Origin of the sequence: Micromonospora sp. NPDC005206, assembly GCF_040608175.1 — a bacterium.
Classification (GTDB): Bacteria; Actinomycetota; Actinomycetes; order Mycobacteriales; family Micromonosporaceae; genus Micromonospora.
In genome coordinates this window covers 15,731-27,145 of record NZ_JBEXHU010000031.1, presented here as the reverse complement: position 1 = coordinate 27,145, position 11,415 = coordinate 15,731, and the positions used below count along the sequence as shown (strand labels likewise).

The following is an 11,415-nucleotide window of genomic DNA, read 5'->3' as shown; positions in this document are numbered from 1 at the left end:
CCGCACCTGGCCTGTCAGGTGCCTGACCTGCCGCAACCCACTCGACGCCAGCACCGACATCGAGATCAACTCATCCAGACTCCCTCCGGGACTCTCTCTCCAGGGGTGTATGCACCGATGCCGCAATCACGCTCGGCCAGCCTGCTGGCCATCTACCCCCACATCACCGGACGTGACCGTCGGCTCCTGCAGCTGCTCGACGACCACCAGGTCCTCACCACCGATCAGGTCCACCGCATGCTGTTCCTCGCCCGCCGAACCTGTCAGATCCGCCTCGGCGAGCTGGCGGCCCTGGGCCTGCTGGACCGTTTCCGGTTCGCCCGCGCTGGGGGTGGTAGCCAGCCGTGGCACTGGACGCTCGGCCACCAGGGGCGCCGGTTTCAGGCCGCGGCTCACCACTGGCCCGAGCCCACCGTGCGCGCCAGCCGTCAGAGCGTCGACCGGCTCTCGGCCAACCCGAACCTGACCCACCTGCGCATCGCCAACGAGTTCTTCGTTCGGCTCACCGTGCACACCCGCCAGCACCCGCAGGCGCGGCTGGACCGGTGGTGGTCCGAGACGAAGACCACCAAGCAGTTCCGGACCATCACCGCCGACGGGCACGGCCTGTTCAGCGTCGCGCACACCACGGTGGGATTCTTCCTGGAGGCCGACACCGGCACCGAACCCCTCGGTCGGGTGGTGGCCAAGCTCGACCGGTACGCGCAGCTGATCCGCCGCGGCGGCCCCCGCTACCCGGTGCTGTTCTGGCTCGGCAGCGAGCACCGGGAGGAACACCTGCACCGACTCCTGCGCGGCCGGCGCGACAGCGTTCCCCTCGCGACCGCCACCCACCCCACCGACCCCGCCGACGCGGTCTGGCTTGCTGGCGGCGCCACCGGCCGAGTCCGGCTCACCGAGCTGCCCAGCGACCACGGCCAGCCCGTCGCGGACAACCCGAACTACGACGAGAGCGGCTTCGTGCGCTGACAGACCCTGGCAGTCTCGCGACGAAATCCTGTCAGCGCAGCTCAGAGGCGTCCTCGGCAATCCTGACAGAGCTGGTGCTGTCAGGTCGCGACGCTACGGTGCAGCTTCTTCTTTTTGCTCGCACCGCCGCCCGTCTGTCCCCTGGACCTGCCCGCGCCAGCGGGATCACCCACAGCCCACCTCCCGGTCGGCTCGTGATCCACGCCCCGCGCCCTTGCACGGCAGCTTCCCGGCGCAGACGCCGCGATCCGGTGGCACCACGACGCACACCCTCCACGCCCACCCCTGCCCGAAGGGAGCACCCTGCCATGCCCACGCCCATGCCGCCGTCCGACCAGGTCGTCGTCACCGTCTGCTTCGCCCCCGGCGAAGACGCCGACTGGTTCGCCGCCTCGGAGAAGGTCAACGACCTCCTGCACGCCGACGGCACCCCGGCCCGCCGCTACCACGTCCGCCACCGCCGCCTCATCGGCTGGCTGACCCGCTTCCTCGGCTACTACCTCCTCGACGCCGCCCGCCGCTTCGGCGCGCTCACCATGGCCGCCGGAGGCCGCAAGGGTCGCCTCGACCTCACCGGCACCGCGGCCAAGGCCGCCAACGACGCCGCCCTGCGCTGGCGTGCCTGGAACACCCACATCGCCGCGACAACCCGTGCGGCCCATCCGTGGGAGGACTACCTCGCCCAGCACCAGGCCGACCCGACCAAGCTCCGCCTGGCCGAGGCCCGCCGCCGCTTCGAGCAGCAACCCCGAGTCCTGGCGATGCTCGCCCTGTCCTTCGACCCGTACGAGCTGTCCGTCTACCAGGCCGGCGAAGCCACGTACGTCGGGCTGCACTGGCGCATCGCCCTGATCGGCGACGCGCTGATCACCACCGACGGCCGCCTGCTCACCCCGGCCAGTGACTCCGTGGCCGACCGGTTCCGCTTCCTCAACGAGGCATGCGGCTACCTGCGCAGCCTGCGCTCCACCGCACGGCTGTGCGCCGTCGCCATCGCCTAACCACAACGCCTGACGGACCAAAGGACCGGTCGCAGCCCCGCTGCGACCGGTCGTCGCCATGCCCCAACCCGACCGCTCGCAAAGGAGATCCCCCGTGTTCCTGACCGACCCGGCGCTGCGGCGCATCGCCGCCGACACCAACGACGTCCTCCCCGAGCACCTGTGGCGCCTCGACACGGCCACTCTCGACGCCCTCGGCGACCTCGCCCGCGTCCTGCACAAGACCGCCCGCGACTTCACCGACAGCACCACCACGCTCGATGAGGCCCTCGCCCGCACCGGTGCGCTCGCCGGGAGGGCACGACAGGGGTTGGCTGCCCGCGCCGATCTGCACATGGCCGGCTACCACCAAGCCCTCACCGAGGCGCTCGCCGCCCGCGAGCGACACATCGTCCTGGGAACCGTGCTCGTTGACGCCTACCGCGCCTGGCGCAACCACCGAACGATCGGCGACGGCGACCAGCGGCACCTCCTGCTGTACCCCGGTGACCCGTCGCGTGGCGTCGCCACCCTGCACCGTACCGAGGCCCACACCTGGTTGGTGGTGCCCGACAGCGAGGCCACCAGCGTCTTCGACATCCCCTACCCGGACCGGGTGATCGGCGAGGTCACCGAAACCGCCCCGGGGTGGACGCCAACCGCGTACATCACCCTGCTGCACCACCAGACCCCACCCACGATGGCGTACCCGCTGCCCGCGTGCGACGACCTCGCCTCGGCCTGCCGGTCGCTGCTGCGCTGGTGGCACCTGCGCCACTCCGACACCTGGCGCAATCGCACCCCGAACCAACTCGACCCCGCCGAACTCGCCCACCTGACCAGCTGAAGGAGGGGAACCTCATGCCGCACCTCGACACGATCAGTCGCTGGATCACCGCGACGACCGAGCGCACCCTCGACCAACACGCCGCCGACCCGGTCCCCGCCGCCGCGCACCTGCCCGAAGCCGCCGCCACCCTGCGGCACCTGCGCACCGAACTGCTGCACGCGGTGGACCAGCTGCGCACCCTACTGATCAACGAAGACGACCTGAACGGTTCCACCAGCACGGTCGCCGGCCCGGTGGAGACCATCAGGGAGCTGGCCGGCGAGTACCGGTACGCCCGCAACTGGATCGACACCCTCATCGGCGACGAGGCACGGGCCGCGTACGCGCAGGCGAACCCGGGCCGGTCGGTGCGGCGGCGCTACGTCAACCCCGGTGACACGGTCCTGGTCGTCCTGCCACACACCGACTCCTGCCGCCGACAGAACCTCGCCGGACACGCCACCCACATCAAGGTCGGCACGTCCGACGCCAGGCTCCGCCCGCCCGGCAGCGTCAACCCGCTGTGGCTGTCCCACGGCGACGCCGGGATCTACCGCGACCCGACCGAGGACCGCCTCTACATCCTGCAGGCCACCGCCGGCGAGACACTCCCCTGCCACTGACCGGCCGGCGCGGCACCATCCACCGCCACGACTACCGGGCCGCACCTAGGCGGCACCCCTCGCCAGCGCACTACGTCACGCGCCTACCGCGCTGACCGCTGCCCGCAACTCGGCGCACCACGTCCGGCACACCACCGTGCCGGGCGTCCCCACCAGTTCCCGAGGAGGGAAACCCTGATGGAACACCTGTCCCTGACGCCTGCCACGCAGGCCGTCCTCGATGCTCTGACCGATCTCGGTCAGGGCAACGTCCACGAGTTGGCCGACAAGTCCGGCAAGGCTCGCTCGACCGCCGACAAGGCGATCAAGACCCTGGCCGACGCCGGTGTCATCGTCGCGGTGGACACCGGCGCCGACCCGGCCGAGGGCACCCTTACCCGGTGGACCCTCACCCCGCCGAGCTCCGTCGATGCCCTCTTGTCCGCCGATGCGGCCGACATCGGCGGCCCGGACTCCGACATCGCGGCCGACCAGCCGCGCATGGAGATGGCCGACCAGCCCACCGATGCGGTCCACGGCGCCGACGCCGAGAACGACCGACCGGACGACGGCAGCGACGACGCCATCGACAAGCCGGACACCGAGACGACCGACCAGCCGGGCAGCCAGACCGACAGCGACGACGCGACCGACCCCGACGACACACCCGACGACGACGCCGACGGTCGCGAGGACGAGCAGGCACCGACGGTCGCCGCCGTGCAGCCCACTCGACCCGGTGACCGCAAGGTCATGGCCATCAAGGGCGTCCTGGCCGACTACGGCGACAGCGGCGCGACCCTCGACGTGATCGTCGCCGAGAGCGGTATCAGTCACCCGAGCGCCTCCCGGCTGCTCACCGCGATGGAGCAGGCCGACGCCGCCCGCCGGCTGCCCGGCCCGCCGCAACGGTGGATCGCCGGCCCGACCAAGGCCAGCGAGGTCGACCCGAACCCGGAGCCGCCTCGCTGCCCGCTGTGCTACCAGGTCATCCGTGCCCTGGCGACCGCGCCGAGCGCCACGGCGGCGGTGCTGCCCCTGATCCGGGCGGACGGCACGCTGCACGTCGTCGCGTCGGACGGCGAGACCCACGTCGTCACCCTGCCCCGTCGCACGCCGTCGCGTGCGACGGGCATCACCGCGAGCGTGGGCCGCCGCAGCGACGCGACCGCCAACGCCGACGGCAGCCAACCGTTCGGCCGGGGCGAGCTGGAGAGGCTCACCCTCAACGTCCTGGCCGCGAACCCGGGCCGGGCGATGAGCCCGCAGGACATCGCCACCGCCATCAGCGGACAGCTCGGTCGCGCGGTCAGCTCCGGGGCGGTGCGCAACAACTGCACCAAGGCCGCCGCCGGCGGCCGGATCCTCCTGGTCTCCGACGCGCCGCTGACCTTCGCGTACTCCGCGCCGGCCGACACCGGCACCACCGCCGGAGCCGACGCGGACGGCACCGGGCAGGCAAGCGACGACACCACGCAGTCCTGACCCGGCACGGCCGACGCCACCCGGGAGCCGCGCCACCGCCCGGCCCCGGGAACCTGCTCACCGGGAGAAACCCCATGCCCGATGTCCGGCCACTGTCTGACCTGGTTCTGGACTACCTCGCCGAGCGGCCGGGCCATCCGTTGAAGCCGCACGAGATCGCCCGCTTCATCAACGCCACCCTCGGTGGGCGCCGCATCGGCACCAGCGCCGTCACCACGTGCTGCCTGCACGCCGCCGCCACCGGTCACCTCATCCCGGTCACCGAAGAACCGATGGCGTTCGCCTACGCCGGTGCGATCACGACCGGCGAAGGTCGCGCCGAACAGTCCTGACCCGCACCATCCCGAACCCGTCGCGGGGGCCGAGCGCATGTGCTCGGCCCCCGTGGCACATCGAAGAGGAGAAACCCGTGCCGCACGAACTTGAGACGTTCGCCGACGGAATGACCGCCTTCGCCAGCGCCCGACTGTCGGCCTGGCACCAGCTGGGCACCGTCACCCAGGACACGATGAAGGCAGAGGAGATCATGGCCGCGGCCCGGCTCGGCGACTGGGGCGTGCGGACCATCCGCACCGTCGGCATCGACATCGTCAACGGCGTCGAGGTACAGATCCCCGCCGACGACAAGCGGATGACCGTGCGCTGCAACCCGGTCACCGGTGATACCGAGTACCTGGGCATCGTCGGCACTGACTACACCGTGGTCCAGAACGAGCAGTGCGCCGAGATGCTCGATCGCCTGGTCGATCAGGTGGGCGGCGCCCACTTCGAGACCGCCGGGAGCCTGCGCCGCGGCAAGAGCGTGTTCGTCACGATGAAGCTGCCTACAGCGATGGAGATCGCCGGGGTGGACCGGCTGGACCTCTACCTGATCGGCACGACCTCCCACGACGGCACCGCCGCGCTGCGGGTCGACGCCAGCCCGATCCGAGTGGTGTGTGCGAACACCCAACGCGCCGCCTTCGCCCACTCGGTCGGTCATTACACGTTCCGGCACACCTCCAACGTCAACTCTCAGATCAGCCAGGCCCGCGAGGCGCTGGGGCTGATGTGGAAGTACATGGAGACCTTTGAGAAGGCCGCCGAGCGGATGCTTCAGACCGAGCTGGCCATGCGCGAGTTCGAGGAGGTCGTCGGCCAGGTGTGGCTGGTCAAGGACAACGCCTCCGAGCAGACCCGCAACAACGCCAAGCAGCGCCTCGGCACCCTCAAGTACCTGATCCGCGAGGCCGACACCCAGAAGGCCATCGCCGGCAGCCGGTGGGCCGGCTACCAGGCCATCACCGAGTACCTCGACCACTACCAGCCCGCCAAGGACGAGTTCGCCCGCGCGAACCGGGTGCTCACCGGGAACGTCGGTGAGCTGAAGGTGGCCGCCTTCGACCTGCTGAAGGTCTGACCGCACCTCGACACGTCGGGGCGGCGGTCCACCGACCGCCGCCCCGACCCGCAGAGAACGGACATACCCATGGCACCGCCGAGCACCAGGCGGCGCGGATCAGACGGAACGGCCTGCCGATGATCCGCCACATCCGCCACCCCCGAGACCTCCGACAGTCCGTGTGCGGTCTGCCCGCCGCCGACGTTCAGCGGTGGGAAACCGAAGACCCGCCGGGCGTCGAGTCCACCTGCGAGGACTGCTACACCCTGCTGCCCGAAGCGCAACGACCCGACGACGCCAACCATCCACCCGGAGACGCCACGCTCATCGACACGCTGCGGCGCATCGTCGCCCACCGGCAGCACGCCAAGATCGACGGCGTCCTCGTCGACCTGTGGTCGGCCAGCGTCACCGTCCTCATCTGGGACCAGCTCCGCGACGACAAGCGGCAACGGCTGCTGACCCTGGCCTCACACGAGCTGATCCTGCGCTGCATCGCGATCTACACCCGCGTCACCGCGAACAAGGACCACCAGTGACCGGTTCTCGACTACCCCAGTCGTTCCACTTCGGGCCGTGGGTGTTCTCGATCGACGCCGCGCAGGCGCTGATCGCGGTGTCGCCCCGCGACACCCGGCCCGTGGACGTGCCGGCGTGGGCCGCCGCGTACGGCCTTGCCCATCTCGACAACCCCAACCCGTGGGCAACCGGCCTCATCGGCCCGACCAGCACCGCCCTCAATCGGACCTACGCCATGACCACCGACCTGACCCGCCCGCTGATCGTGGGTCAGCTCACCATCAGCGGACACCCGCCCGGCCCGCTGCTCATCGACGGAACCCACCGTCTCTACCGCGCCTGGCGCGAACACGTGCCCCGCCTGCCGGCCCACCTGCTCACCGTGCAGGAGACCCGCCAAATCCAGCACGACCTGCTTTAGGGAACACACACAATCTCCAGCCCCCGCCGTCGACCCGCTGACGGCCTGACACCACCCGTCCCCACCGCGTACGCCTCGGAAGCCGCCCCTACGCCGGCGGCGACCGAGGCGTACGCGCATTCACACCCTTGCGGAGGAACCCGTGACGTACACGCCACCGTGGCGCAGGGTCTGCGACTGCCGCTGCATCATTCACCACCGCCTGCCGCGCACCACCTACAACGAGCCCGGCTGCGCCTGCACCATCACCTGCGCCACCCAACCCATCACGCTGCTGCCCAACCAGCGGGACCGCGCACTCTTCCTCGACCAGGGCGGCGACCTCTGGCACGTCCCCGCCATGACCAACGGCACCTGGGACTGGGACCACGCCACCAAGGTCGACACCCGCGCCGACGTCTACGACGCCGGCCTCGTCATCGAGCACCTGCTACGCCGGGCCGCCAACGTCCTCGACACGTCCACCGACTGACCCGACCGCTCAAGGTGGGCCGCCCAAGCGGGCGGCCCACGACCCTTTTCGTGCTCCACGACCAAGGAAGAAATCTATGCACCGCACCTACCGCGATGCCCGCGAGCGCGCCTGCGACTGCCGCTGCCCGATGCACCATGGCCAACCGCGCTCGATCTACAACGACCCCGACTGCCACTGCCTGGCCGCCTGCGCCAGCCAGCCCCTGCCCCTGCTCGCCGGACAGATCAACGGCGCCGTGTTCCTCGAATTCGCCGACGCCCTCCGGTACGTGCCCAGCTTGCAGCCCGGGCACTGGGACTGGCGCTACCCCACCCGCGTCGACATGGGCTACCCGCTGTTCCCGGCCAGCACCCTGATCGCCGACCTCCTCCGCGAGACCCACGCCGATCTACTCCCCCTTGTCTACCGCCGCTAGAACGCGCGTCGCGGCTTCCAGCCGCACACCCGCACGCAGACCGACCCTTTCTTGCTTTCCCGAGAGGTCATCACCATGACAAAGCTCATCATGGGCGTCGTCACCGTCGTCGTCATCGCCTGCTTCGGCCTGCCCCTCCTGCTGCTGTCCTCCGTCACCGGCGGCGGCCCCGGCGGATGCGCGATCGCCGCCCCGTCCGCCCTACGCCCCTCCGGGCAGCCGCCTGGCCCCGACCGATGGGACACCGAGCAACTCGACATCGCCGCCGCGATCGTCGACGTCGGGGTCACCAAAGGCGTACCCCGCTGGGGCTGGACGGTCGCCGTCGCCACTGCCATGCAGGAATCCGGCCTGCGCAACCTGCCCTTCCTCGGCGACCGCAACGACCACGACTCCATCGGCGTCTTCCAGCAACGCCCCAGCCAAGGCTGGGGCACCATCGCGCAACTGTCCGAGCCCGCTTACCAGGCCGGCAAGTTCTTCGACAGGCTCCAGACCGTGCCTGGCTGGCAGACGATGCCGCTCACTCAGGCCGCGCAAGCCGTCCAGGTGTCGGCATTCCCCGACGCCTACGCCAGGTGGACCGACGACGCCCTGCACCTCGTGGAGCAGCTGACCAGCACACTCGTCGACTGCGCCACCGACGCCCTCGACGCGCTCCCCGCCGGGTTCGCGCTACCCGCCAACACCCCACCCGCCGTAGCGACCGCCATCGTCTGGGCCGTGAGCCAACTCGGCACGCCGTACCACTTCGGCGGCTCCTGCACCGACCCGCACTCCGGTGACCCCGCCAACCAATGCGACTGCTCCTCGCTTATGCAATCCGCGTACCGGGCCGCCGGCATCTTTATCCCGCGCGTCACCACCGACCAGGTAAACGCCGGCAAGCCGGTGGCCGACCCGGCGCTCCTGCTACCCGGCGACCTCGTCTTCATCCCCGGCAGCCAAGGGACTATGGCCAACCCCCGCCACGTCGGCATGTATCTCGGTCAGGGATTGATCACCGAGGCGCCAAGAACCGGCGACGTGGTCAAGGTCTCGCGACTGAGCAACTGGTTAGGCCAGATCGCCGCCATCAGGCGGGTTGTGCTGTAACAGCCTCGGATACCACCTCGATCCCGCTTGATGCTCATCACTGCCGACCTTGGTGAGCGGATCGCGGCAGATCCGTGCATCTGTCACGGCCGGGGATGAGGCCGCAGAGACCGCTCCGGCGGACCGGACACAACCGGCGCCGATGTACCTCCCGCGTGTGGACCGCGTTCACCTTGCACGCATCCTGCACCGGCCCGACAGCACCGGGCCCCAGTAGTGCGAGTCGGCGAATAGCCAACCCTCGTCGGCGGCGCCTCGGCGGGCGCGGGCTCGCCCGCGAAGTACGCCGCCAGCTCCGCGTCGCATTCCCGGCGAGCCAGCGCTGGGTGGCGCGCAGCGCCTCGGGGGGCGGCACCCGGCCGCACGTTCCGGCACGCCTAAGAGGAGCTGACAGCGCTGCATGAGCGTTCCCGGCAGGTCGGCGACCGGCCATAGGGTGCCGATCACGCATCCTGCGTCGGCTCGCAGGAAGCCTGCGGGCAGGCCGACCGTCTCGTCTGGCATTCTCAATATCCGCCGCTTGCCACCGGATCTGATGGCACCCTGAACGCGGGGGTGCGGTCGCGAGCCCGGGAGAGGCGGCATCGGGATCACGGTGAACGGCTTCTGATGCGTACCGCGTTGATCGTGTTGGCCGCGCTGGCGGCGGCCGTGGTCGTGGACCTGGTCTCCGGCGTGCTGGTTCGCCGGGTTGCCCGTGGCCGCTACAAGTGGCTGCTGGAGCCGCTGCGGCTCGCCTGCCGCCGCCCGGCAGCCACGGTCCTGCTGATCGGGGCGCTGTACTACGCGCTGCCGCCCGGACTGGCCGGGTGGCAGCGTTATCTGCGGCACGCCATCCTGCTGGTCCTGATCGCCGTCGGTGCGTGGCTGGTGGTCAGGGCATTGCACGTCGCCGAAGCGGTCGCGTTCAGCCGACTGCCGAGTGATTTGGCCACGAGCCGGCGGGTCCGGCGGGCCCGGACCCAGATCCGTCCGGTGCGGCGGCTCACGGTGGCCGTTGTCACGGTCCTCGCGATCGGCCTGATCCTGATCACCTTCCGGCCGGTACGCCTCTTCGGCATCTCCATTCTGACCTCGGCCGGGGTGGTTGGCGCGGTGATCGGCCTCTCGGCCCGAACCGCGCTCGGTAACGCGTTCGCCGGCATCCAGGTCGCCTTCGCCGACGGGCTGCACGTCGGCGACGTGCTGGTGGTGGACGGCGAATGGGGCCGGGTCGAGGAGGTGAAGCTGACCAACGTGGTGATCCGGCTCTGGGACGAGCGGATACTCATCCTGCCGACCACGTACTTCACCGAGCGGCCGTTCCAGAACTGGACCCGGGACGAGTCGCGGGTGATCGGCAAGATCCAGATCCATGTCGACCACACCGCGGACCTGGACGACATGCGCCGGGAGGCACGCCGACTGGTCGAGTCCTCACCGCTGTGGGATCGAGACCGGTGGGTGCTCCAGATGGTCGACGCCACCCCACAGACCGTGGTCATCCAGGTGCAGGCCTCGGCCGCGGACGGCGCCAGCGCCTGGGACCTGCGCTGCGACCTGCGCGAGGGACTGATCCGCTACCTGCGCGACCAGCACCCCCAGTGGCTGCCCCGCACCCGCAGCCAGTATCAGCCCTGACCGGCGGGTCCGGCGTGGTCGCCCGGGCGCGGATGAATGAGTCGGCGCCTACCGGGGACTGCTGGACCAGGCGACAGGGACGGGGGCGGCGATGAGCGTCGACCGGGACTGCACCGAGGTGGGGGACGACTTCGTCCGGGTCACCCGTACCGTCAACGCTCCCACCGGTCAGGTCTTCGAATACGTCATCGATGTCGACCTGAGCCACATCTTCCCCAGAACCGGACACTCGCCGGCAATCGTGCGCCAGCAGCGTCACCACCGACTGGAACACCCCTGGCCTGCGCCGGACGAACGCCTCGGACGACGGCTCGACCAACGAGGAGGAACTGCTCACGGTGGAGCCGCCGAACTCGTTCTCGTACCGGATCGACAACTTCAGCTCGCCGCGGCTGCGCGGATTGGTCGACAGCATCAAGGGTCCTCGTACTTCAGCGACCAGGAGGACGGCACCACGAGCATCGAGTGGACGTACGCCCTGAACCGGGTGGACGAACCGGCCCGGACGCTCATCAAGGAGGACCTGCTGCCGCTCTATACCGAGCGGCTGAAGCCGGCGATGAGCATCCTGAAGGACGACCTCGAGTGTTGACGACGGCGCCACGGACCGGCGCCGCGCCCGGG

14 protein-coding genes are annotated in these 11,415 nt (G+C 70.3%); all 14 read left to right on the top strand.

Translation table 11 applies throughout. The features are described from left to right. Positions 1-117 precede the first annotated feature (117 nt). The 14 genes from ABZU69_RS33240 to ABZU69_RS33175 all read left to right on the top strand — a co-directional run bounded on the left by ABZU69_RS33240 (position 118) and on the right by ABZU69_RS33175 (position 11,383). A complete protein-coding gene (locus ABZU69_RS33240; protein WP_354968250.1) occupies positions 118-969 on the top strand; it encodes a replication-relaxation family protein in 852 nt (283 codons plus the stop codon). Between the two features lie 308 nt (positions 970-1,277). Further along, complete coding sequence (locus tag ABZU69_RS33235) at positions 1,278-1,970, top strand: hypothetical protein (RefSeq protein ID WP_354968249.1); 693 nt, start codon at positions 1,278-1,280, stop codon at positions 1,968-1,970. Between the two features lie 94 nt (positions 1,971-2,064). Next, positions 2,065-2,796: a hypothetical protein gene (locus ABZU69_RS33230; protein WP_354968248.1), complete on the top strand. Its 732-nt coding sequence runs from the start codon at positions 2,065-2,067 to the stop codon at positions 2,794-2,796. 14 nt (positions 2,797-2,810) lie between these two features. Next, complete coding sequence (locus ABZU69_RS33225) at positions 2,811-3,401, top strand: hypothetical protein (RefSeq protein WP_354968247.1); 591 nt, start codon at positions 2,811-2,813, stop codon at positions 3,399-3,401. 177 nt (positions 3,402-3,578) lie between these two features. Continuing rightward, on the top strand, positions 3,579-4,865 hold the full coding sequence (locus ABZU69_RS33220; RefSeq protein ID WP_354968246.1) for a MarR family winged helix-turn-helix transcriptional regulator: 1,287 nt from the start codon (positions 3,579-3,581) through the stop codon (positions 4,863-4,865). 74 nt (positions 4,866-4,939) lie between these two features. Further along, entirely contained in the window at positions 4,940-5,197 is a 258-nt protein-coding gene (locus ABZU69_RS33215) for a hypothetical protein (RefSeq protein WP_354968245.1), read from the top strand. A gap of 77 nt (positions 5,198-5,274) precedes the next feature. Continuing rightward, complete coding sequence (locus ABZU69_RS33210; protein ID WP_354968244.1) at positions 5,275-6,264, top strand: DUF932 domain-containing protein; 990 nt, start codon at positions 5,275-5,277, stop codon at positions 6,262-6,264. Between the two features lie 119 nt (positions 6,265-6,383). Then, entirely contained in the window at positions 6,384-6,785 is a 402-nt protein-coding gene (locus ABZU69_RS33205; RefSeq protein WP_354968243.1) for a hypothetical protein, read from the top strand. Continuing rightward, positions 6,782-7,186 (top strand): hypothetical protein, encoded by a 405-nt coding sequence (locus ABZU69_RS33200; RefSeq protein WP_354968242.1) that lies wholly within the window; start codon positions 6,782-6,784, stop codon positions 7,184-7,186. Before ABZU69_RS33205 ends, ABZU69_RS33200 begins: the two co-directional genes overlap by 4 nt. 142 nt (positions 7,187-7,328) lie before the next feature. Then, positions 7,329-7,658 (top strand): hypothetical protein, encoded by a 330-nt coding sequence (locus ABZU69_RS33195; RefSeq protein ID WP_354968241.1) that lies wholly within the window; start codon positions 7,329-7,331, stop codon positions 7,656-7,658. Positions 7,659-7,734: 76 nt separating this feature from the next. After that, a complete protein-coding gene (locus ABZU69_RS33190; RefSeq protein WP_354968240.1) occupies positions 7,735-8,076 on the top strand; it encodes a hypothetical protein in 342 nt (113 codons plus the stop codon). Between the two features lie 75 nt (positions 8,077-8,151). Then, complete coding sequence (locus ABZU69_RS33185; protein ID WP_354968239.1) at positions 8,152-9,171, top strand: C40 family peptidase; 1,020 nt, start codon at positions 8,152-8,154, stop codon at positions 9,169-9,171. A gap of 609 nt (positions 9,172-9,780) precedes the next feature. Further along, positions 9,781-10,791, top strand: coding sequence for a mechanosensitive ion channel domain-containing protein (locus ABZU69_RS33180; RefSeq protein ID WP_354968238.1), 1,011 nt, complete (start codon positions 9,781-9,783; stop codon positions 10,789-10,791). A gap of 118 nt (positions 10,792-10,909) precedes the next feature. Beyond that, positions 10,910-11,383: a hypothetical protein gene (locus ABZU69_RS33175; protein WP_354968237.1), complete on the top strand. Its 474-nt coding sequence runs from the start codon at positions 10,910-10,912 to the stop codon at positions 11,381-11,383. Positions 11,384-11,415: the final 32 nt, after the last annotated feature.